The organism is Ewingella sp. C233, from assembly GCF_055407225.1.
This window is the reverse complement of record NZ_JBUZRI010000002.1, coordinates 187,164-209,860: the sequence shown is the minus strand read 5'-3', so window position 1 is coordinate 209,860 and position 22,697 is coordinate 187,164. Positions and strand designations below refer to the sequence as shown.

At 52.8% G+C, this 22,697-nt stretch carries 21 protein-coding genes; 19 read left to right on the top strand and 2 right to left on the bottom strand.

The genetic code is table 11. The features are described 5' to 3' along the window. Positions 1-197 precede the first annotated feature (197 nt). From mraZ to lpxC, 16 genes are all read left to right on the top strand, one after another. Entirely contained in the window at positions 198-656 is a 459-nt protein-coding gene (gene mraZ, locus ACZRKO_RS13265) for a division/cell wall cluster transcriptional repressor MraZ (RefSeq protein WP_034787151.1), read from the top strand. Positions 657-658: 2 nt separating this feature from the next. Beyond that, on the top strand, positions 659-1,600 hold the full coding sequence (gene rsmH / locus ACZRKO_RS13260; RefSeq protein WP_463737729.1) for a 16S rRNA (cytosine(1402)-N(4))-methyltransferase RsmH: 942 nt from the start codon (positions 659-661) through the stop codon (positions 1,598-1,600). Next, entirely contained in the window at positions 1,597-1,917 is a 321-nt protein-coding gene (gene ftsL, locus ACZRKO_RS13255) for a cell division protein FtsL (protein ID WP_463737728.1), read from the top strand. The genes rsmH and ftsL overlap by 4 nt, the downstream gene beginning before the upstream one ends. Positions 1,918-1,944: 27 nt before the next feature. Further along, entirely contained in the window at positions 1,945-3,708 is a 1,764-nt protein-coding gene (locus ACZRKO_RS13250) for a peptidoglycan glycosyltransferase FtsI (protein WP_463737727.1), read from the top strand. Continuing rightward, positions 3,695-5,182: a UDP-N-acetylmuramoyl-L-alanyl-D-glutamate--2,6-diaminopimelate ligase gene (gene murE, locus ACZRKO_RS13245; protein ID WP_463737726.1), complete on the top strand. Its 1,488-nt coding sequence runs from the start codon at positions 3,695-3,697 to the stop codon at positions 5,180-5,182. Before ACZRKO_RS13250 ends, murE begins: the two co-directional genes overlap by 14 nt. After that, entirely contained in the window at positions 5,179-6,540 is a 1,362-nt protein-coding gene (gene murF / locus ACZRKO_RS13240; protein ID WP_463737725.1) for a UDP-N-acetylmuramoyl-tripeptide--D-alanyl-D-alanine ligase, read from the top strand. The genes murE and murF overlap by 4 nt, the downstream gene beginning before the upstream one ends. Next, entirely contained in the window at positions 6,534-7,616 is a 1,083-nt protein-coding gene (gene mraY, locus ACZRKO_RS13235) for a phospho-N-acetylmuramoyl-pentapeptide-transferase (protein WP_463737724.1), read from the top strand. Before murF ends, mraY begins: the two co-directional genes overlap by 7 nt. 2 nt (positions 7,617-7,618) lie before the next feature. After that, entirely contained in the window at positions 7,619-8,935 is a 1,317-nt protein-coding gene (gene murD / locus ACZRKO_RS13230) for a UDP-N-acetylmuramoyl-L-alanine--D-glutamate ligase (protein ID WP_463737723.1), read from the top strand. Continuing rightward, on the top strand, positions 8,935-10,137 hold the full coding sequence (gene ftsW / locus ACZRKO_RS13225; protein WP_463737722.1) for a cell division protein FtsW: 1,203 nt from the start codon (positions 8,935-8,937) through the stop codon (positions 10,135-10,137). The genes murD and ftsW overlap by 1 nt, the downstream gene beginning before the upstream one ends. Continuing rightward, complete coding sequence (gene murG, locus ACZRKO_RS13220; protein WP_463737721.1) at positions 10,134-11,201, top strand: undecaprenyldiphospho-muramoylpentapeptide beta-N-acetylglucosaminyltransferase; 1,068 nt, start codon at positions 10,134-10,136, stop codon at positions 11,199-11,201. Before ftsW ends, murG begins: the two co-directional genes overlap by 4 nt. Positions 11,202-11,279: 78 nt before the next feature. Continuing rightward, the gene (gene murC, locus ACZRKO_RS13215) at positions 11,280-12,755 is read left to right on the top strand and encodes a UDP-N-acetylmuramate--L-alanine ligase (RefSeq protein WP_463737720.1); all 1,476 of its coding nucleotides are present in this window, start codon (positions 11,280-11,282) and stop codon (positions 12,753-12,755) included. Next, entirely contained in the window at positions 12,748-13,668 is a 921-nt protein-coding gene (locus tag ACZRKO_RS13210; RefSeq protein WP_463737719.1) for a D-alanine--D-alanine ligase, read from the top strand. Before murC ends, ACZRKO_RS13210 begins: the two co-directional genes overlap by 8 nt. A gap of 1 nt (position 13,669) precedes the next feature. Continuing rightward, positions 13,670-14,506: a cell division protein FtsQ gene (gene ftsQ, locus ACZRKO_RS13205; protein ID WP_463737718.1), complete on the top strand. Its 837-nt coding sequence runs from the start codon at positions 13,670-13,672 to the stop codon at positions 14,504-14,506. After that, the gene (gene ftsA, locus ACZRKO_RS13200) at positions 14,503-15,759 is read left to right on the top strand and encodes a cell division protein FtsA (RefSeq protein WP_463737717.1); all 1,257 of its coding nucleotides are present in this window, start codon (positions 14,503-14,505) and stop codon (positions 15,757-15,759) included. The genes ftsQ and ftsA overlap by 4 nt, the downstream gene beginning before the upstream one ends. A 71-nt stretch (positions 15,760-15,830) precedes the next feature. After that, positions 15,831-16,985: a cell division protein FtsZ gene (gene ftsZ / locus ACZRKO_RS13195; protein WP_034787181.1), complete on the top strand. Its 1,155-nt coding sequence runs from the start codon at positions 15,831-15,833 to the stop codon at positions 16,983-16,985. Positions 16,986-17,090: 105 nt separating this feature from the next. Next, a complete protein-coding gene (lpxC, locus tag ACZRKO_RS13190; RefSeq protein ID WP_463737716.1) occupies positions 17,091-18,008 on the top strand; it encodes a UDP-3-O-acyl-N-acetylglucosamine deacetylase in 918 nt (305 codons plus the stop codon). Positions 18,009-18,020: 12 nt separating this feature from the next. On the opposite strand, the gene ACZRKO_RS13185 is transcribed toward lpxC, so the two are convergent. Next, positions 18,021-18,545, bottom strand: a complete 525-nt coding sequence (locus ACZRKO_RS13185) for a DUF721 domain-containing protein (protein WP_463737715.1) — start codon at positions 18,543-18,545, stop codon at positions 18,021-18,023. Between the two features lie 26 nt (positions 18,546-18,571). Here ACZRKO_RS13185 and secM point away from each other — a divergent pair, with 26 nt between their 5' ends. The 3 genes from secM to mutT all read left to right on the top strand — a co-directional run bounded on the left by secM (position 18,572) and on the right by mutT (position 22,411). Beyond that, positions 18,572-19,096: a secA translation cis-regulator SecM gene (secM, locus tag ACZRKO_RS13180; protein WP_463737714.1), complete on the top strand. Its 525-nt coding sequence runs from the start codon at positions 18,572-18,574 to the stop codon at positions 19,094-19,096. A 97-nt stretch (positions 19,097-19,193) separates the two neighbouring features. After that, a complete protein-coding gene (secA, locus tag ACZRKO_RS13175) occupies positions 19,194-21,917 on the top strand; it encodes a preprotein translocase subunit SecA (protein WP_463737713.1) in 2,724 nt (907 codons plus the stop codon). A gap of 92 nt (positions 21,918-22,009) precedes the next feature. Further along, positions 22,010-22,411: an 8-oxo-dGTP diphosphatase MutT gene (gene mutT, locus ACZRKO_RS13170; protein ID WP_463737712.1), complete on the top strand. Its 402-nt coding sequence runs from the start codon at positions 22,010-22,012 to the stop codon at positions 22,409-22,411. 78 nt (positions 22,412-22,489) lie between these two features. Here the strand turns inward: mutT and yacG are convergent, their stop codons facing one another. Beyond that, on the bottom strand, positions 22,490-22,690 hold the full coding sequence (gene yacG / locus ACZRKO_RS13165) for a DNA gyrase inhibitor YacG (protein WP_463737711.1): 201 nt from the start codon (positions 22,688-22,690) through the stop codon (positions 22,490-22,492). Positions 22,691-22,697: the final 7 nt, after the last annotated feature.

Here is a 22,697-nt window from a genome sequence, read left to right as displayed (position 1 = left end):
AACTAATCATGATGTTATTTTCTATTCCGCGACGTAAAACCCCTGCCTCATTGCGATGTGTCTTCCAGATGCGTTGTAAATATTGCCAAACCGCCTCCGCTCTGGCTTGACAAGGTTTTAAAACCATCCGTAAACTCTTTTAAGTGGGAATTTGTGGAGGAAAGTGGTGATTAAGGTCATAGAGGGGTAGATCGGTCATGTTTCGTGGCGCGACGATGGTTAACCTCGACAGCAAAGGGCGACTTGCCGTACCCACCCGATATCGGGATTTGCTGAGCGAAGAATCGCAAGGTCAAATGGTTTGCACCATAGACCTCCATCACCCATGCCTCCTCCTTTACACCCTGCCTGAATGGGAAGTTATCGAACAAAAATTGTCCCGTCTGTCGAGTATGAACCCTGTAGAGCGCCGTATTCAGCGCCTGCTGTTGGGGCATGCGAGTGAATGTCAGATGGATAACGCCGGGCGACTGTTAATCGCAACCACGTTGCGTCAACACGCCGGGCTAGCCAAAGAAGTGATGCTGGTTGGGCAGTTCAACAAGTTTGAATTGTGGGATGAACAGACCTGGTATCAACAAGTTAAGGAAGACATTGACGCTGAACAATCGTCTCAGGAACCGCTTTCTGATCGATTACAGGACTTGTCACTATAAGCATGGTTGAAAATTATAAGCACACATCCGTTTTGCTGGATGAGGCCGTGAATGGTCTGAACATTCGCCAGGACGGAATTTACATCGATGGAACTTTTGGCCGTGGTGGCCATTCGCGTCTGATTCTGTCCCAACTTGGGCCGGACGGGCGCCTGATTGCTATCGATCGTGACCCTCAGGCTATCAAGGCCGCAGAAGCGATTGACGATCCCCGTTTTTCCATTATTCATGGTCCTTTCTCTGATTTGGCGCAATACGTTAAAGATCGCAGTCTTGAAGGCAAGGTTGATGGCGTACTGCTGGATCTGGGTGTCTCTTCCCCGCAATTAGACGACGCCGAACGTGGCTTCTCCTTCATGCGTGACGGACCGCTGGATATGCGTATGGACCCCACTCGGGGTTACTCCGCAGCTGAATGGCTGATGAAAGCGGAAGAAGAGGACATTGCCTGGGTTCTGAAAACCTTTGGTGAAGAACGTTTTGCCAAACGCATTGCCCGCGCCGTCGTTGAACGCAACCGTGAACAACCGATGACCCGCACTAAAGAGCTGGCGGATCTGATTGCCAATGCGTCGCCGTTCCGCGAAAAACATAAACACCCGGCGACCCGCAGCTTCCAGGCGATTCGTATCTACATCAACAGTGAACTGGAAGAGATCGAACGCGCGCTGGATGGCGCACTTGAGATTCTGGCGACGGACGGACGTTTGTCTGTGATCAGTTTCCACTCGCTGGAAGACCGCATCGTGAAACGCTTTATTCGTCAGCACAGCCGTGGCGCGCAGGTTCCCGCCGGGATCCCAATGACAGAAGCACAAATTGCTGAACTTGGCGGTCGTTCCCTTAAGCCGGTCGGCAAAATGAAGCCTTCTGACGCTGAAGTATCTGAAAACCCACGGGCTCGTAGCTCAGTATTACGCTTTGCCGAGAGAACGGCACTGTGATTGGTAATGAGCGTCATGGGCTGGTTGGGGTTATCACCAGTGACATTTTGCGTAATGGCAAGATCCCGATGATTTTGCTGATTGCCGTGTTGGTTAGCGCCATTTTTGTCGTAACAACATCGCATAAGACCCGCTTATTGACGGCGCAAAGAGAGCAACTGGTACTGGAAAGAGACGCGCTGGACATTGAGTGGCGCAACCTGATCCTTGAAGAGAACGCCCTCGGCGACCACAGCCGCGTAGAACGCATCGCAACGGAGAAATTGCAGATGCAACATGTTGATCCATCGCAAGAAAATATTGTGGTTCAACCTTAAAATGCTCATGGAGAAGATAAGCAACTGATGAAAGCAGCGCGCAAAACGAAGTTAAAACGTCCTGAAGATCAAGCCAGCTTTATCAGCTGGCGTTTTGCGTTGCTGTGCGGTTGTATTCTTCTCGCGCTGGTAGGGTTGATGTTGCGGGTCGCTTATCTGCAAGTCATCAACCCAGATAAACTGGTCAAAGAGGGCGATTTGCGTTCACTGCGGGTCCAAACCATTGAAACCTCGCGTGGAATGATCACCGATCGCGCTGGGCGGCCTTTGGCAGTCAGTGTCCCGGTCAATGCGATCTGGGCCGATCCGAAAGAGATCAACGATCGTGGCGGTATCACGGTAGACACACGCTGGAAAGCCCTGTCCGATGCATTAAACATTCCCCTTGATCAACTCTCCGCCCGCATCAACGCCAACCCGAAAGGGCGCTTTGTTTATCTGGCGCGTCAGGTTAATCCCTCGATTGGCGAGTACATCCACAAGCTGAAACTCCCCGGTATCTCGTTGCGTCAGGAGTCCCGCCGTTATTACCCGGCAGGGCAGGTGACAGCGCATGTTATCGGTGTGACCAACATCGACGGTCAAGGCATTGAAGGCGTGGAAAAAAGCTTTGACCGCTGGCTGACCGGTAAGCCGGGCGAACGTACCATCCGTAAAGACCGCTTCGGGCGCGTTATCGAAGACATCTCGTCGGTAGACAGCCAGGCTGCTCACAATCTTGCTCTGAGCATAGACGAACGTTTACAGGCGCTGGTTTACCGCGAACTGAACAACGCCGTGGCGTTCAACAAGGCCGAATCAGGCACGGCGGTACTGGTGGATGTACAGACCGGCGAAGTGCTGGCGATGGCCAACAGCCCGTCCTACAACCCGAATAATTTGCCGGATACGCCAAAAGAAGCAATGCGTAACCGTGCCATAACAGACATTTTCGAGCCCGGCTCTACCGTCAAACCGATGGTCGTCATGACGGCCCTCAAAAACGGTGTGGTGAAAGAGAACAGCGTTCTCAATACCCTGCCGTACTACGTTAATGGCCACGAAATTAAAGACGTGGCCCGATACCCTGAACTTTCGGTGACGGGTGTCTTACAGAAGTCGAGTAACGTCGGTGTTTCAAAAATGGCGTTAGCGATGCCGTCCGCAGAGCTTGTAGATACTTACGCGCGATTCGGATTGGGAAAACCGACCAATTTGGGGCTGGTTGGAGAAAGCAGTGGCTTATACCCTAAAAAACAACGGTGGTCTGACATAGAGAGGGCCACCTTCTCTTTCGGCTACGGGCTAATGGTGACTCCACTTCAGTTAGCGCGTGTCTATGCAACGATCGGCAGTCTGGGCATTTACCGCCCGTTGTCGATCACCAAAGTTGATCCCCCGGTTTCCGGCGAACGCATCTTCCCTGAACCACTGGTACGTACCGTGGTTCACATGATGGAGAGCGTGGCATTACCGGGCGGAGGCGGCGTAAAAGCTGCCATCAAAGGCTACAGAATTGCGATTAAAACCGGTACTGCGAAGAAAGTCGGCCCGGATGGAAAATACGTTAATCGCTACATCGCTTATACCGCTGGCGTAGCACCAGCCAGCAACCCGCGCTTTGCGCTCGTGGTGGTCATCAATGACCCTCAGGGCGGTAAATATTATGGTGGTGCCATTTCAGCGCCAGTCTTCGGTGCCATCATGGGCGGCGTACTGCGCACCATGAACATCGAACCTGATGCACTGACCGCCAGTGAAAATGACTCAATAGTTAACAATCAAAAAGAGGCTTCAGGTGGCAGATCGTAATTTGCGCGACCTATTGGCGCCCTGGGTGAGTGATGCCCCAGACGTAGCGCTGAGAGAGTTGATTTTAGACAGCCGCGTGGCGGCTGCCGGAGATCTGTTCGTCGCGATTTCAGGCCATGCAAACGACGGACGTCGTTTTATTCCACAGGCCATTGCACAAGGTGTAGTGGCTGTGGTGGCCGAAGCTCAGGGTGAGAAAGAGCATGGTGCGGTATGCCAGATGCATGGTGTGCCGGTCATTTATCTCGATCACCTCAATGTGCTGTTGTCTGAACTGGCGGGGCGTTTTTACGCCGAACCGGGTAAGGCATTACGTCTGGTGGGGGTGACCGGCACTAACGGCAAAACCACCACCACTCAGCTTCTGGCTCAGTGGGCGCAGTTGTTGGGGGAAACCGGTGCGGTGATGGGTACGGTGGGCAATGGTTTACTCGACCAGGTCATCCCTGCCGAAAACACCACGGGTTCTGCGGTACAAGTTCAGCACGTATTGTCGGACCTGGTAAATCAGGGCGCGACTTTCGCGGCAATGGAAGTCTCCTCGCACGGACTGGTTCAGCACCGTGTAGCAGCACTGCCTTTTGCAGCGGCAGCATTTACGAATCTGAGCCGCGACCATCTTGATTACCACGGTGATATGCAAAGTTATGAAGAGGCCAAATGGCAGCTCTTCGCCACGCATCAGGTGGGACAAAAAATTATTAATGCTGACGACGACGTCGGGCTGCGCTGGTTGGCATCATTGCCCGATGCAGTCGCTGTCAGTATGGAAGACAAAATCCCGACGGGCTGGAAAGGCCGCTGGCTGGTGGCCGGTGCGGTGGATTACCACGATAACGGCGCCACTATCAATATTAACTCCAGCTGGGGTGAAGGGAAGCTTGAAAGCCGCCTGATGGGCGCATTCAACGTCAGTAACCTGCTGGTGGCACTGGCGACATTGCTGTCACTGGATTACCCGCTGGCCCAATTGTTGTCGGCCGGCTCTCAGCTCCAGCCGGTATGCGGGCGCATGGAAGTCTTCAACGCGCCGGGTAAACCGACAGTAGTTGTCGATTACGCCCATACGCCAGATGCCCTCGAAAAAGCCCTTGCGGCAGCTCGCTTGCACTGTAAAGGCCAGCTTTGGTGTGTCTTTGGTTGCGGCGGTGACCGTGACAAAGGTAAGCGCCCACTTATGGGCGGTATTGCAGAACAATACGCCGACCGCGTGATTGTGACCGATGACAATCCGCGCAGTGAAGAGCCGCGTGCGATTGTGGCCGATATTCTGGCAGGTCTGCTTGATGCCGGACGTGCGCTGGAAATTCATGGCCGTACTGAAGCGGTGACCAGCGCCATCATGCAGGCTTCTGAAAATGATGTAGTGCTGATCGCGGGCAAAGGGCATGAGGACTACCAACTGGTGGGCAACCAGCGCCTGGATTACTCCGACCGCGTGACCGCCGCCCGCTTGCTGGGGGTGGTGGCATGATCCGCGTTTCTTTGCAGGTTCTCACTGGCGTACTTAACGCTGAGTTGATCGGTGCTGATGCACAAATCGATAGCGTAACGACCGATACACGTAAGGTTGAAGCCGGAGGCCTGTTTATCGCCCTGAAAGGCGAAAAATTTGATGCGCATGAGTTTGCTGCTGATGCCATTGCGGCCGGTGCCGCTGCGTTAGTCGTAAGTAAGCGCTTACCGGTGGAGGTGCCGCAATTAGTGGTTGCCGATACCCGTATCGCGCTGGGACAGTTGGGTGCCTGGGTGCGTCAGCACGTCCCTGCCCGCGTTGTTGGCCTGACGGGCTCATCCGGTAAAACCTCCGTTAAAGAGATGACTGCTGCCATTTTGCGCCAGTGCGGCAACGTGCTGTACACCGCCGGTAATTTCAATAATGACATTGGCGTCCCTTTGACCCTGTTGCGCCTGACTGCTGAGCATGACTTTGCGGTGATCGAAATGGGTGCCAATCATCTGGGTGAGATTGCCTACACCACCGATTTGGCACGACCGGAAACAGCATTGGTCAACAATCTTTCCGCCGCGCACCTTGAAGGCTTCGGCTCTCTTGCTGGCGTGGCGCAGGCTAAAGGCGAGGTTTTTGAAGGCCTGCCTGCTGATGGTATCGCTATTCTCAACGCCGACAGCAATGACTGGCCTCACTGGCAGCGTCATCTGACGAACAAAACCGTCTGGTGCTTCTCTCCAGAGGCGGCGGCTGACGTCGATTTCTATGCCACAGACGTAAAACTTAGCCCGCTGAAAACTGAATTCACGCTGCATACCCCTCAGGGTACTGTGGCGGTTTTACTGCCACTGCCGGGACGTCACAATATTGCTAATGCTCTTGCCGGAGCAGCACTTGCACTGTCTGTCGGCGCAAGCCTTGACGCTGTGCGCGAAGGCTTAAGCACGCTTTCGGCAGTGCCGGGACGTTTATTCCCGATTGCTCTCAGTGAAGGCAAAACTCTGCTCGATGACAGCTACAACGCCAACGTGGGCTCAATGACCGCAGCAGCACAAACGCTGGCAGAAATGCCGGGTTACCGTGTGATGGCGTTGGGGGACATGGCCGAACTGGGTGCTGAAACTGAAAACTGCCACCGTCAGGTGGGAGAGGCTATCCGCGAAGCCGGTATCGACAAAGTATTTACGATTGGTCATGCCAGTCGCGTCATCAGTGACGTGAGCGGCTGTGGCGAACATCTTCAGGATAAGGCAGCCCTGACGGCCCGTTTAACGAGCTTACTGTCAGAACATGCGGTCATTACCATTTTAATTAAAGGTTCACGTAGTGCCGCCATGGAGCAGGTAGTACGGGCGTTACAGGAGAATGCAACATGTTAGTTTGGCTGGCTGAACATTTAGTCAAATATTATTCTGGCTTCAACGTCTTTTCCTACCTGACGTTCCGCGCCATCGTCAGCCTGCTGACAGCCCTGTTCCTCTCCCTGTGGATGGGCCCGCGCATGATCGCCCGCTTGCAGAAGATGTCTTTTGGTCAGGTTGTGCGTAACGATGGCCCGGAGTCGCATTTCAGTAAACGCGGCACGCCAACCATGGGTGGCCTGATGATCCTCACCTCAATCACCATCTCGGTGCTGATGTGGGCTTATCCTTCGAACCCTTACGTCTGGTGCGTGCTGTTTGTCCTGATTGGTTATGGCATTGTCGGCTTTGTGGACGATTACCGCAAAGTGGTACGCAAAGACACTAAAGGCCTGATCGCCCGCTGGAAATACTTCTGGCAGTCGGTGATTGCGCTGGTGGTGGCTTTTGTCATGTACGCCGTCGGTAAAGATACGCCAGCTACCGAATTAGTGGTGCCGTTCTTCAAGGACATCATGCCTCAGCTGGGCCTGCTCTATATCCTGCTGAGCTATTTTGTGATTGTGGGTACCAGTAACGCTGTCAACCTGACCGATGGTCTGGATGGTTTGGCGATTATGCCCACCGTATTCGTCGCCGGTGGTTTTGCACTGGTGGCCTGGGCGACCGGTAACATGAATTTCGCCAACTACCTGCATATTCCTTATCTGCGACATGCCGGTGAACTGGTGATTGTTTGTACGGCGATAGTCGGTGCCGGGTTGGGCTTCTTGTGGTTCAACACCTATCCGGCTCAGGTCTTTATGGGTGATGTCGGCTCTCTGGCCTTGGGTGGTGCGCTGGGCACGATCGCCGTCTTGCTGCGACAGGAATTCTTACTGGTGATTATGGGCGGTGTGTTCGTGGTTGAAACGCTGTCGGTCATCTTGCAGGTTGGGTCCTTTAAGTTACGTGGTCAGCGCATTTTCCGAATGGCGCCGATACATCATCACTACGAACTGAAAGGTTGGCCGGAGCCGCGCGTCATCGTGCGCTTCTGGATAATTTCGCTGATGCTGGTGCTGATTGGCCTGGCGACGCTGAAGGTGCGGTAATTATGGCTGACTATCTGGGTAAAAAAGTGGTCATTATCGGGTTGGGGCTGACCGGTCTCTCCTGTGTTGATTTCTTTATGGCGCGTGGCGTAACGCCGCGCGTTATTGATACCCGCGTCAGCCCGCCGGGTCTGGATAAACTGGCGGACAGTGTTGAGCGTCATCTGGGTTCTATGAACGAAGCCTGGTTGCTCGACGCCGATCTGATCGTTGCCAGTCCGGGTATGGCACTGGCGACCCCTGCGCTGAGTGCTGCCGTTGAAGCCGGTGTGGAAGTGGTCGGCGATATTGAACTGTTTTGCCGCGAAGTACAGACACCGATTGTGGCAATCACCGGTTCAAACGGCAAAAGTACCGTCACTACACTGGTAGGTGAGATGGGAAAAGCCGCAGGCTGGAAGGTTGGCGTCGGTGGCAATATCGGTTTGCCGGTCTTGACTATGCTCGACCAGGAGTACCAGTTGTTCGTGCTGGAGCTTTCCAGCTTCCAGCTTGAAACAACACACAGCCTGCGCGCTGCCGCGGCAACCATTCTGAACGTGACGGAAGATCATATGGATCGCTATCCGTTCGGGTTGCAGCAGTACCGTGCCGCTAAATTGAAAGTCTATGAGAACGCCAGACTCTGTGTGGTTAATGCTGACGATGCCCTGACTATGCCGGTGCGCGGCGCGGATAAGCGCTGCGTCAGCTTCGGCGCAGACGTTGGCGATTATCACCTGACGCGCCAGCAAAATGACATCTGGCTGCGCGTGCGTGGCGAGAAAGTATTGAATACCCAAGAGATGCCACTTACCGGCCGTCACAACTACACCAATGCACTGGCTGCACTGGCTTTGGCGGACGCGGTGGGCATTCCTCAGTCATCAAGTTTGCAAGCACTAACTCATTTCACCGGGTTGGCGCACCGCTATCAGACTGCATGGCAACATAACGGCGTGCGTTGGATAAACGACTCAAAAGCCACCAACGTGGGCAGCACTGAAGCCGCGCTTAACGGAATTCAGGTAGAAGGCACGCTGCATTTGCTGTTGGGCGGAGATGGAAAATCTGCCGATTTCTCACCGCTGGCTCGCTATCTGCAAGGCGACAATATCCGGATTTACTGTTTCGGCCGTGACGGCGCTGAGCTGGCTGAACTGCGCCCCGAGGTTTCCTCGACGTTTGAAACAATGGAACAAGCCATGCGTGATATCAGCGGGCGTGTGGCAGCAGGCGATCTGGTGTTGCTCTCTCCGGCGTGTGCGAGCCTTGACCAGTTCCGTAATTTCGAACAGCGCGGCGACATTTTCGCAGCCTTGGCTAAGGAGCTTGGCTGATGCGCTTTCCGGGACTGGGCTTAGTAAGCAAATTCAACGACTGGGTGATGGGCGTTAAAGATAACGACACCGTCACGCTGATCCTTTATGACCGAACCTTGCTCTGGCTGACGTTCGGCCTGGCGATCATTGGTTTTGTGATGGTGACTTCGGCTTCCATGCCCATTGGTCAGCGTCTGGCGGATGACCCCTTCCTGTTCGCCAAGCGTGATGCGATTTACCTCGGGCTGGCTTTTGGTTTGTCACTGGTGACACTGCGTGTCCCGATGAGCGTTTGGCAGCGTTACAGCAACGTATTGTTGCTGATTTCCATTGTGATGCTGTTGGTCGTGCTGGTTGTAGGTAGCTCGGTGAACGGGGCATCCCGCTGGATCTCTTTCGGACCGCTGCGTATTCAGCCTGCTGAGTTTTCCAAGCTGTCGCTGTTTTGTTATCTGGCAAGTTATCTGGTGCGTAAGGTCGAAGAGGTGCGTAGCAACTTCTGGGGCTTCTGTAAGCCGATGGGCGTGATGGTTATTCTGGCCGTTCTGCTGCTGGCACAGCCTGACCTCGGTACCGTGGTTGTTCTGTTCATCACTACGCTGGCCATGCTGTTTTTAGCCGGTGCGAAAATGTGGCAATTCTTGGCGATTATCGGGTCTGGCGTTTTCGCTGTGGTGCTGCTGGTTTTGGCAGAACCTTACCGTATGCGCCGCGTAACGTCGTTCTGGAATCCATGGGCCGATCCGTTCGGCAGCGGCTACCAGTTAACCCAGTCACTGATGGCGTTTGGCCGCGGTGAGTTTTGGGGGCAGGGCCTCGGAAACTCGGTGCAAAAACTGGAGTATTTACCCGAAGCACATACCGACTTTATCTTCTCCATTTTAGGGGAGGAGTTGGGGTATTTCGGTGTGGTTTTAGCGTTGTTAATGGTATTCTTCGTCGCTTTTCGGGCCATGTCCATCGGCCGACGTGCGCTGGAGATTGATCAGCGCTTTTCTGGCTTTCTGGCCTGCTCGATCGGCGTGTGGTTCAGCTTCCAAGCTTTGGTTAACGTCGGCGCTGCTGCTGGTATGTTACCGACCAAAGGTCTGACGCTTCCGCTGATCAGTTACGGTGGTTCGAGCCTGATTATTATGTCGACAGCAATCGTTCTGTTGCTGCGAGTTGATTTTGAAACGCGTCTGGCTAAAGCCCAGGCGTTTGTAAGGAGTGCCCGATGAGTGGCGAGACCAAGCGTTTAATGGTGATGGCTGGCGGCACCGGCGGGCATGTGTTCCCCGGTCTGGCCGTTGCACATCATCTGATGGCGCAAGGCTGGGAAGTGCGCTGGTTAGGCACGGCCGACAGAATGGAAGCGGATCTGGTGCCTAAGAATGGCATCGAAATAGATTTTATTCAGATCTCAGGGTTACGTGGGAAAGGTCTGAAAGCGCAACTCACGGCGCCGCTTCGCATATATCATGCATGGCGTCAGGCGAAAACTATCATGCGCCGTTTCCAGCCGGATGTGGTGCTGGGGATGGGCGGTTATGTTTCCGGCCCGGGCGGGTTGGCCGCGTGGTCATGTGGTATTCCCGTGGTGCTGCACGAACAAAATGGTATTGCCGGGCTGACCAATCGCTGGTTATCACGCATTGCCAAAACCGTATTACAGGCTTTTCCAGGTGCCTTCCCGAACGCACAGGTAGTGGGAAATCCGGTTCGTACCGACGTCTTAGCCTTGCTGCTGCCAGAAGTGCGCTTCGCTGACCGTCAGGGGCCGATTCGTGTATTAGTGATTGGTGGCAGTCAGGGTGCACGGGTACTCAATCAGAGCATGCCTGAGCTGGCCGCGCTGATGGGCGACAAAATTACCCTCTGGCATCAGGTCGGTAAAGGTGCGCTGGAATCAGTGAATCAGGCGTACGTCAGTACCGGTAAGACTCAGCATAAAGTGACCGAATTTATCGACGACATGGCCGAAGCCTATGCGTGGGCTGACGTAGTAGTTTGCCGCTCAGGGGCTTTGACGGTCAGTGAGATCGCAGCTGCCGGGCTGCCCGCGATTTTCGTGCCTTTCCAGCATAAAGACCGCCAACAGTACTGGAATGCATTGCCGCTGGAAAAAGCGGGTGCTGCAAAAATTATCGAACAGGTGAATTTTAGTGCCGCCGCCGTTGCTGACGCGATGGCGGGTTGGGACAGAACGCATCTGCTGGATATGGCGCGCGCCGCGCGCGCGGTAGCCATTCCTGACGCGACAGAGCGTGTGGCGGCGGAAGTCGTTAAAGCCAGTAAAAAATGAATATGAACGGGCCGCAATGATCGCGGTCCGAGCCGTATGTAACGGATCAATCAGTAACTGAAAATAGTGAAGAAAAACGTGAATACACAACAATTGGCGAAACTACGTACCTTCGTGCCCGAGATGCATCGCGTCCGGCACATTCACTTTGTTGGCATCGGTGGTGCCGGCATGGGTGGTATCGCCGAAGTGTTGGCAAATGAAGGCTATCAGATTAGCGGTTCCGATTTGGCACCGAATGCCGTAACGCAACAACTGACCGCTCTGGGTGCGCAGATTTATTTCAATCACCGTCCGGAGAATGTGCTGGATGCCAGCGTGGTTGTCGTATCGACGGCTATCTCCGCCGACAACCCGGAAATTGTTGCAGCGCGCGAAGCGCGCATTCCTGTTATCCGCCGCGCGGAAATGCTGGCTGAACTGATGCGTTTTCGTCACGGGATCGCCGTGGCAGGTACGCACGGTAAAACCACGACCACCGCAATGGTCACCAGTATTTATGCGGAAGCGGGTTTGGATCCGACTTTTGTGAACGGTGGGCTGGTTAAAGCAGCCGGCACACACGCACGACTGGGTTCGAGCCGCTTCCTGATTGCTGAAGCGGATGAAAGTGACGCGTCTTTCCTGCATTTGCAGCCGATGGTCGCGATTGTGACCAACATCGAAGCGGATCACATGGACACCTATCAGGGAGATTTTGAGATCCTGAAGCAGACGTTCATTAACTTCCTGCACAACCTGCCGTTTTATGGCCGTGCAGTGATGTGTATTGATGACCCTGTGATCCGTGAATTGCTGCCACGCGTCGGCCGCCACATCACCACTTATGGCTTTAGTGATGACGCCGATGTTGTTATCGAAAGTTACCATCAGGATGGCGCACAGGGGCACTTCACCATTCGCCGTCAGGATAAGCCGCTGATAAGCGTCACGCTGAACGCACCGGGCCGCCATAACGCGCTCAATGCGGCGGCAGCGGTTGCGGTTGCTACAGATGCCGGTATTGAAGACGATGCTATTCTGCGCGCTCTGGCGGGCTTCCAGGGAACAGGGCGCCGGTTTGATTTCCTCGGTGAATACCCGCTAGAGAATGTGAATGCGAAACCGGGTAGCGCCATGCTGGTGGACGACTACGGTCACCACCCAACCGAAGTTGACGCCACGATTAAAGCAGCGCGTGCGGGCTGGCCGGACAAACGTCTGGTGATGGTTTTCCAGCCGCACCGCTACAGCCGTACGCGGGATTTATACGATGACTTCGCCACTGTGCTTTCACAGGTCGACGTGCTGATCATGTTAGACGTGTATCCGGCTGGCGAAGCGCCAATCCCGGGCGCTGACAGCCGTTCGCTGTGCCGCACTATTCGTGCTCGCGGTAAATTAGATCCAATTTTAGTGTCAGACATTGACGCCGTGCCGGAAAGTCTGGCACCGATCCTCGAAGGCGGGGATCTGATTATGGTTCAGGGCGCCGGTAATATCGGAAAAGTTGCCCGCAAATTGGCTGATCAGAAATTACAGCCAGTGAAAAAAGGTGAAGAACATCATGTCTGAGAAAGTCGCAGTATTATTTGGCGGTACTTCCGCAGAGCGCGATGTGTCCTTGAATTCCGGCGCTGCCGTACTGGCGGGTCTGAGAGAATCAGGTATTGACGCACATGCCGTTGATACCAAAACCTTCGCGGTCACCCGCCTGAAAGAAGAAGGTTTCGACAAAGTCTTTATTGCGTTGCATGGCCGCGGTGGCGAAGACGGCACTTTGCAGGGCACGCTGGAACATCTTGGCCTGCCTTATACCGGCAGCGGTGTTATGGCCTCGGCGCTGGCGATGGATAAATTCCGCACCAAATTGGTGTGGCAGGCGTTGGGATTACCGATTGCGCCTTTCGTTTTAGTGAATAAAAAACAGTTCGGCGAAGTAGGGCAGGGCGCTTTGGCGCAGAAGATTTCTTCACTGGGCCTGCCGCTGATTGTTAAGCCAAGCCGTGAAGGGTCCAGCGTCGGTATGAGCAAAGTGACCACGGCTGAAGAGTTGATTCCTGCGCTGCAGGAAGGTTTCCTTCATGATGAGAACGTGCTGATTGAACAGTGGCTGAATGGCCCGGAGTACGCGGTGGCCGTATTGGGGGATCAGGTATTACCCTCTATTCGTATTCAGCCAGCCGGCACGTTTTATGATTATCAGGCAAAGTATCTGTCTGATGAAACACAGTATTTTTGTCCGAGCGGTTTAACTGCCGATCAGGAACTGGCGCTTTCAGAACTGGTGCTGCAGGCGTATCGCGCACTCGACTGTAGCGGTTGGGGCAGAATTGATGTCATGCAAGACAGCAACGGTGACTTCAATCTGCTTGAGGCGAATACCTCGCCGGGCATGACCAGCCACAGTCTGGTGCCAATGGCGGCAAAGCAGTTCGGGCTAAGTTTCCCGCAGCTGGTCGCCCGCATTCTGGAGCTGGCCGACTGATATGTCTCAAGCGGCCCTGAATGCACGAGAGCGCGAGACGACCGAAAAAAACGGTCGTCGCAGTAACGGCAGCCAGCTGGCAGGCGTCATTTTCCTGTTGATGGTGCTGGGAACCATTTTATGGAGTGTTTGGGCAGTGATTGGCTGGATGCAGGATGCAAACCGATTGCCGCTGTCCCAACTGGTGGTTACGGGTGAGCGTCACTACACCACCAACGATGATATTCGTCAGGCTATTCTGGCTTTAGGTTCGCCAGGTACGTTCATGACGCAGGATGTAAACGTCATTCAGCAGCAGATTGAACGTTTACCCTGGATAAAACAGGTCAGCGTACGTAAGCAATGGCCGAACGAGTTGAAGATCCATTTGGTGGAGTATGTGCCGGTCGCACATTGGAATGATTTGCATATGGTCGATGCGGACGGCAAATCATTCAGCATACCTGCCGAGCGAGTAGTCAAACAGAAGATGCCGTTGCTTTATGGTCCGGAAGGCAGCGAACAGGATGTTTTGCAAGGTTTTCAAACGATGAGTCAGACGCTTTCTGCCGCCAAGTTTACGTTAAAGGCCGTGGCAATGAGTGCACGTCACTCTTGGCAAGTCACTCTGGATAGCGATATCCGTCTGGAACTGGGGAGAGATGATCGAATGGGGCGTTTACAACGTTTTATCGAGCTTTATCCGAAACTCCAGCAACAGGCCGAAGCCGATAAAAAACGCATCAGTTATGTCGATTTACGTTACGACACTGGTGCGTCAGTTGGCTGGGCACCAGAGTATATCGATCAGCAAAACAGTAATCAGCAACAGAATCAGGCACAGGCTAAACAACAATGATCAAGTCGACGGACAGAAAACTGGTAGTTGGGCTGGAGATCGGTACGGCGAAGGTCGCCGCATTGGTAGGGGAAGTTCTGCCCGATGGCATGGTCAATATTATTGGCGTGGGAAGTTGCCCATCACGTGGCATGGATAAAGGCGGCGTGAATGATCTTGAATCCGTGGTGAAATGCGTGCAGCGCGCCATTGATCAGGCAGAATTGATGGCGGATTGCCAAATTTCCTCTGTTTACCTTGCTTTGTCTGGTAAACATATCAGTTGTCAGAATGAAATAGGGATGGTTCCTATTTCAGAAGAGGAAGTAACACAGGAAGATGTAGAGAACGTGGTGCATACCGCTAAATCGGTCCGCGTTCGTGATGAACACCGTGTACTGCACGTTATTCCTCAGGAATACGCCATCGACTATCAGGAAGGGATTAAAAATCCTGTTGGTCTTTCCGGTGTACGCATGCAGGCAAAGGTCCATTTAATCACCTGTCATAACGACATGGCAAAGAACATTGTTAAAGCGGTTGAACGTTGCGGACTGAAAGTCGACCAGCTTATTTTTGCTGGCCTGGCAGCAAGTTACGCGGTTTTGACTGAAGATGAGCGTGAATTAGGCGTATGTGTCGTCGATATTGGCGGCGGCACCATGGATATCGCTGTTTATACCGGCGGAGCGCTGCGCCATACTAAAGTTATTCCTTATGCGGGTAACGTTGTGACCAGTGATATCGCCTACGCATTCGGTACGCCACCGACAGATGCTGAAGCGATTAAAGTACGCCACGGTTGTGCGTTGGGTTCGATGGTCGGTAAAGACGAAAACGTCGAAGTGCCCAGCGTGGGCGGACGTCCGCCACGCAGTCTGCAACGTCAGACGCTGGCCGAGGTCATTGAACCGCGTTACACCGAACTGCTGAATTTAGTGAATGATGAGATTTTGCAATTGCAGGAGCAGCTACGTCAGCAAGGCGTAAAACATCATCTGGCCGCTGGGATCGTTTTGACAGGCGGCGCAGCACAAATTGATGGTCTGGCAGCCTGTGCGCAGCGGGTATTCCATACCCAGGTGCGTATCGGACAACCGCTGAACATCACCGGGCTGACAGATTATGCGCAGGAACCTTACTACTCAACTGCTGTAGGGCTACTGCACTATGGAAAAGAGTCTCACCTGAGTGGTGAGGCAGAAGTGGAAAAACGCGCCTCAGTGGGCAACTGGTTCAAACGAATCAGCGGCTGGTTGAGAAAAGAGTTTTAATGTTTTAACAACGGGATCATGCTGTCACTTATTGTGATCCCGAAGCGACAGGCACAAAACGGAGAGAAACTATGTTTGAACCTATGGAACTGACCAACGACGCGGTGATTAAAGTCATCGGCGTCGGCGGTGGCGGTGGCAATGCCGTCGAGCACATGGTGCGCGAGCGCATCGAAGGTGTTGAATTCTTCGCCGTTAATACCGACGCTCAGGCGTTACGTAAAACGGCTGTAGGCCAGACTATCCAGATTGGTAGCGGTATTACCAAAGGTCTGGGTGCTGGTGCGAACCCGGAAGTGGGTCGCAATTCTGCAGAAGAAGACCGTGAAGCTCTGCGCGCTGCATTAGAAGGCGCAGATATGGTCTTTATCGCAGCGGGCATGGGTGGCGGTACCGGTACCGGTGCTGCGCCAGTGGTTGCTGAAGTAGCAAAAGATTTGGGTATTCTGACCGTAGCTGTCGTGACTAAACCTTTCAACTTCGAAGGCAAAAAGCGTATGGCGTTTGCGGAGCAGGGTATCGCTGAGTTGTCCAAACACGTTGACTCCTTGATCACTATTCCTAATGACAAGTTGTTAAAAGTGTTGGGTCGTGGCATCTCTCTGCTGGACGCCTTCGGTGCAGCCAACGACGTTCTCAAAGGCGCCGTACAAGGTATTGCAGAACTGATCACCCGTCCTGGCTTGATGAACGTCGACTTTGCCGACGTGCGTACCGTGATGTCCGAAATGGGTTATGCCATGATGGGATCTGGTGTTGCATGTGGTGAAGACCGTGCGGAAGAAGCTGCCGAAATGGCGATTTCCAGCCCACTGTTGGAAGACATCGATTTGTCCGGCGCCCGTGGCGTTCTGGTCAACATCACCGCTGGTTTCGATTTGCGTTTGGACGAGTTTGAGACAGTGGGTAACACCATTCGTGCTTTTGCTTCAGACAACGCAACTGTGGTTATCGGTACCTCGCTTGACCCAGAAATGAATGACGAACTGCGTGTCACCGTGGTGGCAACCGGCATTGGCATGGACAAACGTCCTGAGATCACTCTGGTCACTAACAAGCCAGCCAGCCAGCCAGTGATGGATCATCGTTATCAGCAGCACGGGCTGTCGCCTCTGCCGCAGGAAACTAAGCCAGCAGCGAAGGTGGTTAATGATCCGAACACGCAATCAAACAAAGAACCCGACTATCTGGACATTCCAGCCTTCCTGCGTAAACAGGCAGACTAGTCCGAATTGTGGGATCTCCGCTCTTTGTGCTAAACTGTCCCGCCGACCTTAATGTACTATTACGAGGTCGGTAGGATAGATGGATAACATTGCGAGATAAAAACGATGATCAAACAACGTACATTAAAACGTATCGTTCAGGCGACGGGCGTCGGTTTACACACCGGCAAGAAAGTCACCCTGACTCTGCGTCCTGCACCGGCCAATACCGGGGTCATCTATCGTCGCACTGACTTGAATCCACCGGTCGATTTCCCGGCAGATGCCAAATCCGTGCGTGATACCATGCTCTGTACTTGCCTGGTCAATGAGCATGACGTACGTATTTCTACGGTAGAGCACCTTAATGCGGCCTTGGCTGGCTTAGGCATCGATAACATCGTTATCGAAGTTGATGCGCCAGAAGTGCCTATTATGGACGGTAGCGCAGCACCCTTTGTCTATCTGTTGATGGATGCGGGGATTGAAGAACTGAATTGTGCCAAGAAGTTCTTGCGCATCAAGGAAACAGTTCGTGTTGAAGACGGTGATAAGTGGGCCGAGTTTAAACCATTCAATGGTTTCTCTCTGGACTTTACTATCGACTTCAATCACCCGGCGATTGACGCCAGTTCGCAGCGTTACAAGATGAATTTCTCTGCTGAAGCATTTGTTCGCCAAATCAGCCGTGCACGTACTTTCGGTTTTATGCGTGATATTGAGTATCTGCAGTCACGCGGTTTGTGCCTCGGTGGCAGCTTTGATTGCGCGATTGTTGTGGATGATTACCGCGTGCTTAACGAAGATGGCCTGCGTTTTGAAGATGAATTCGTTCGTCACAAAATGCTGGATGCTATCGGTGACCTGTTCATGTGTGGGCATAACATTATTGGTGCGTTTACCGCATTCAAATCTGGCCATGCATTGAACAACAAGTTATTGCAAGCGGTACTGGCTAAGCAGGAAGCCTGGGAATTAGTAACCTTCCAGGATGAAGCTGAAGTGCCTTTGGCATTCAAAGCCCCTTCCACAGTACTTGCATAATCGGTACTAGTATCATTTATTACGACTGGTTGGTTTGGCACTCTCTCCGGCCAACCCAGCCAGTCGTTCTAATGCCTTCCTCAGTTTCTCAGGGCTTCGGCTCGCGACTATCATCAATTCCTCTGCACTTTGTGCACTCAGCTGTCTGAACGGTTTCTCTCCAGAAGTCGCTGCAGTTGCCTGGTCCTTAAACTGCGATCCATTTTCCACTTTCACCATCAGTGAAGGATTAATCCTGATGTCGATTGATGACAATGATGGTAGAATTTGCGCTCGAAGTGCAGAGAGGAGCGCGGGTTGCTCGTAGCGTAACCGCATCATCCAACTGGCGTTTGCTATCTCCAGCACTAAAACACCTTGTCGATAGTTACCGACGCGACACCATGGTTTCATGGGCGCAGGTAACAAACCCTTCACGGCGCGGTTGAGTTTTAATAATGCCGCAGCGCGTTGCTGAACCAGTCGTAACGGGCTTTTGTCCGCTGAAGAGGCATCATCGAACAGGATATCTAATAATTGTGGGCGACTATCGCGCATGACCGGCTCCGGCGGATTGTAAACTTGTGATTGGTATTCTAAATCGTTGGCGACAATTTGGCAGAAGGTATTTTTGGCCGCATCTCCTGTTGGGGATGGTCGCGGCTAGCCTCGGCGTGTCCACAAACCTGACGCAAACGGATCTGGCAGCAGTACCGAATACGTCCTCAAGTTTAAACCGGTTAAACATCGGGAGTACAGGGCTGACGAATCTCGCCCTGCTCCAGGCTCACCGACGTCCTGCTTTTGGCGTAGATTACTGGCAACAGCATGCGCTTCGTACCGTAATTCGCCACCTTTCTTTTGCTCTGGCCCCGCAGGTTTCTTATACCGCCGCGCCGGAAGTCATTATTCAGGAAGCTGAGCCGCTTCACGTACAGCAGTTGGCGCTGTTGGTGACCCTTAACGCCTTATTGACGCATGAGTCAAAACCGCCGGTCATCATTCGTCAGACCAGACAACCTCTGATTCTCTCTACCCACCAGCATCAACCCGGCCTTTGGTTGGCTCAGGTGCAAGGCATTCGTGCCGGTCCACTATCTTTGAGTTAACAATCCTCTGATTTCACAGTTTTTTACTTTGTGGTTCTATCAATAAATCAACAAAACAGTGGCCGCATCACGTGGTCTCAAAGAGACATTAAGCATTATGTTAATTAAATTATTGACCAAAGTTTTTGGTAGCCGTAACGATCGTACCCTGCGCCGTATGCGCAAAGTGGTTGACCTCATCAACCGCATGGAGCCTGAAATCCAGCAACTGACTGATGATCAGTTAAGAGCGAAGACGGATGAATTCCGCGCGCGTCTGGCGAAAGGTGAAATTCTTGAGAGTCTTATTCCGGAAGCGTTCGCCGTTGTCCGTGAGTCCAGTAAGCGTGTCTTTGGTATGCGCCATTTCGACGTGCAGCTGTTGGGCGGCATGGTGCTTAATGAGCGCTGTATCGCGGAAATGCGTACGGGTGAAGGTAAAACTCTGACGGCAACCCTGCCTGCTTACCTTAACGCCTTGAGCGGAAAAGGTGTGCACGTTGTTACCGTCAACGACTATCTGGCTCAGCGCGATGCCGAAAACAACCGTGGCCTGTTTGAATTCCTTGGTCTGACCATCGGTATCAACTTACCTAACATGCCAGCGCCTGCTAAGCGCGCTGCTTATGCCGCAGATATTACTTACGGCACCAACAACGAATACGGTTTTGACTACCTGCGTGACAACATGGCGTTCAGCCCTGAAGAGCGCGTTCAGCGTAAACTGAACTACGCACTGGTCGATGAAGTTGACTCCATCCTTATCGATGAAGCCCGTACACCGCTGATCATTTCTGGTCCCGCGGAAGACAGTTCTGAGATGTATGTGCGCGTTAACAAATTGATCCCGCAGCTGATTCGTCAGGAAAAAGAGGACTCAGACAGCTTTCAGGGTGAAGGTCACTTCTCCGTGGATGAAAAAGCGCGTCAGGTTCATCTGACCGAACGCGGTCTGGTGTTGATTGAAGAGATGCTGATGGAAGCGGGCATTATGGACGATGGCGAATCGCTCTACTCGCCGTCAAACATTATGCTGATGCACCATGTTACCGCCGCTCTACGTGCCCACGTGCTGTTCACCCGTGACGTTGACTACATCGTGAAAGACGGCGAAGTCATTATTGTCGATGAACACACCGGCCGTACCATGCAAGGACGTCGCTGGTCAGATGGCTTGCATCAGGCCGTTGAAGCCAAAGAAGGCGTTGATATTCAAAACGAAAACCAGACGCTAGCATCGATCACCTTCCAGAACTATTTCCGTCTGTACGAAAAACTGGCCGGTATGACCGGTACCGCAGACACCGAAGCGTTCGAATTCAGCTCCATCTACAAGCTCGATACCATTGTTGTACCAACCAACCGTCCGATGGTGCGTAAAGATTTACCGGATCTGGTCTACATGACAGAAATGGAAAAAATTGGCGCAATCATCGAAGACATCCGTGAACGTACTGCAAATGGTCAGCCAGTGCTGGTCGGTACGATTTCGATTGAGAAATCTGAAGTGGTTTCTCGTGAACTCGATAAGGCGGGCATCGCTCACAGCGTACTGAACGCCAAGTTCCATGCCAAAGAAGCAGAAATCGTTTCTCAGGCGGGTCAGCCATGTGCGGTGACCATCGCAACCAACATGGCTGGTCGTGGTACCGATATCGTGTTGGGCGGTAGCTGGCAGGTTGAGATCGAAAACCTGGGTGAAGAAGTTACTGACGAACAAAAAGCTGAGATTAAAGCAGCCTGGCAAATTCGCCACGACGCAGTTCTGGCCTCCGGTGGTTTGCACATCATAGGTACTGAGCGTCATGAATCACGCCGTATTGATAACCAGCTTCGTGGTCGTGCCGGCCGTCAGGGTGATGCCGGTTCTTCTCGTTTCTATCTGTCGATGGAAGATGCTTTGATGCGTATCTTCGCTTCAGACCGCGTTACCGGCATGATGCGCAAACTGGGTATGAAGCCCGGTGAAGCGATTGAGCATCCTTGGGTCACTAAAGCGATTGCCAACGCGCAGCGTAAAGTGGAAAGCCGTAACTTCGATATTCGTAAGCAACTGCTTGAATATGATGATGTTGCAAGTGATCAACGTCGTGCTATCTACAGTCAGCGTAATGAATTACTCGACGTATCTGACGTGAGCGAAACCATTCGCAGCATTCGCGAAGATGTGTTCAAAACGACTATCGATAGCTATATTCCGCCGCAGTCACTTGAAGAAATGTGGGATGTCGAAGGTCTGGAACAACGTCTGAAGAATGACTTTGAGCTGGAGATGCCAATTAAAGAGTGGCTGGACAAAGAGCCGGAATTGCATGAAGAGACGTTGCGTGAGCGTATTCTGCAAAACGCGATGGATTCCTATGCCCGTAAAGAAGAAGTCGTTGGCGTTGAAATGATGCGTAACTTCGAGAAAGGCGTGATGCTACAAACGCTGGACTCATTGTGGAAAGAGCATCTGGCGGCAATGGATTACTTGCGTCAGGGCATTCACTTACGTGGTTATGCGCAGAAAGATCCTAAGCAGGAGTACAAACGCGAATCCTTCGCCATGTTCGCTTCTATGCTGGAATCACTGAAATATGAAGTGGTCAGCGTCCTGAGCAAAGTTCAGGTTCGTATGCCGGAAGAAGTGGAAGCAATGGAAGAGCAACGCCGCGAAGAAGCCGAGCGTCTGGCCCGTCAGCAACACCTCAGCCATCAGGATCAAACCTCTTTTGAAGTTGAAGAAGCAGAGCGTCTGGCTTCAAGTTCACAAGGTGACCGTAAAGTAGGGCGCAATGATCCATGTCCATGCGGTTCCGGTAAAAAATACAAACAGTGCCACGGTCGCTTGCAGAAGTAACTTTGCAGCCACGGTGAGTGTGTAGAATGAAAGGGCGGTGATTCACCGCCCTTTGCTTTTTCTTAAATCAGTCACGTTTTAGGATGGATATCATGACGCTGAAAAAATTGACTATTTCGGTGGGTATTATTCGTAATTCTCAAAAGGAAATCTTCATCACGCAGCGCGATGCGTCATCGCACATGGCGGGTTTTTGGGAGTTTCCTGGCGGTAAAGTCGAAGCGGGCGAAACACCTTCTCAGGCTGTCATTCGCGAACTACAGGAAGAAGTGGGTATTGTGGCCGAAGAACCGGTGCTGATTAAAAGCCTGGAGCACATCTTCCCGGATCGCGTTATCACACTGCATTTCCATCTGATCGAAAAATGGCAGGGAGAACCCTATGGCAAAGAGGGGCAACCGATGCGCTGGATACCGCAGGTTGAGCTGAAGGCGCAGGAGTTTCCCCCTGCTAATGAGTCGATAGTAAAAGCATTAATCAACGGTGAAATTTAATCCAGCTGACCGGCTGCTGATTCAGTATAAAAAAAGGGCATCAGGCCCTTTTTTTATGTTTTCAGATTTACTGTGTGATCAACGGAGATCTTCTTCACTCCAGTCATCCAGATCGTTGATCTCACCTTTACTTGGGATGCGCTTTTCTTCATCAGCCCATTCACCTAGGTCAATCAGCTGGCAGCGTTTGCAGCAAAAAGGCCGATAAGGGCTTTGAGCACCCCAGACTACAGATTTGCCGCAGGTCGGGCAGTTCACAACAGTAACTTCGGGATCCATATCTACT

Bases quoted from the DNA above. Each gene is read 5' to 3' on its own strand.
- mraZ (WP_034787151.1), top strand. From the start codon at position 198: ATGTTTCGTGGCGCGACGATGGTTAACCTCGACAGCAAAGGGCGACTT.
- rsmH (WP_463737729.1), top strand. From the start codon at position 659: ATGGTTGAAAATTATAAGCACACATCCGTTTTGCTGGATGAGGCCGTG.
- ACZRKO_RS13250 (WP_463737727.1), top strand. From the start codon at position 1,945: ATGAAAGCAGCGCGCAAAACGAAGTTAAAACGTCCTGAAGATCAAGCC.
- murF (WP_463737725.1), top strand. From the start codon at position 5,179: ATGATCCGCGTTTCTTTGCAGGTTCTCACTGGCGTACTTAACGCTGAG.
- mraY (WP_463737724.1), top strand. From the start codon at position 6,534: ATGTTAGTTTGGCTGGCTGAACATTTAGTCAAATATTATTCTGGCTTC.
- murD (WP_463737723.1), top strand. From the start codon at position 7,619: ATGGCTGACTATCTGGGTAAAAAAGTGGTCATTATCGGGTTGGGGCTG.
- ftsW (WP_463737722.1), top strand. From the start codon at position 8,935: ATGCGCTTTCCGGGACTGGGCTTAGTAAGCAAATTCAACGACTGGGTG.
- murG (WP_463737721.1), top strand. From the start codon at position 10,134: ATGAGTGGCGAGACCAAGCGTTTAATGGTGATGGCTGGCGGCACCGGC.
- ACZRKO_RS13210 (WP_463737719.1), top strand. From the start codon at position 12,748: ATGTCTGAGAAAGTCGCAGTATTATTTGGCGGTACTTCCGCAGAGCGC.
- ftsQ (WP_463737718.1), top strand. From the start codon at position 13,670: ATGTCTCAAGCGGCCCTGAATGCACGAGAGCGCGAGACGACCGAAAAA.
- ftsA (WP_463737717.1), top strand. From the start codon at position 14,503: ATGATCAAGTCGACGGACAGAAAACTGGTAGTTGGGCTGGAGATCGGT.
- ftsZ (WP_034787181.1), top strand. From the start codon at position 15,831: ATGTTTGAACCTATGGAACTGACCAACGACGCGGTGATTAAAGTCATC.
- lpxC (WP_463737716.1), top strand. From the start codon at position 17,091: ATGATCAAACAACGTACATTAAAACGTATCGTTCAGGCGACGGGCGTC.
- ACZRKO_RS13185 (WP_463737715.1), bottom strand. From the start codon at position 18,545: ATGCGCGATAGTCGCCCACAATTATTAGATATCCTGTTCGATGATGCC.
- secA (WP_463737713.1), top strand. From the start codon at position 19,194: ATGTTAATTAAATTATTGACCAAAGTTTTTGGTAGCCGTAACGATCGT.
- mutT (WP_463737712.1), top strand. From the start codon at position 22,010: ATGACGCTGAAAAAATTGACTATTTCGGTGGGTATTATTCGTAATTCT.
- yacG (WP_463737711.1), bottom strand. From the start codon at position 22,690: ATGGATCCCGAAGTTACTGTTGTGAACTGCCCGACCTGCGGCAAATCT.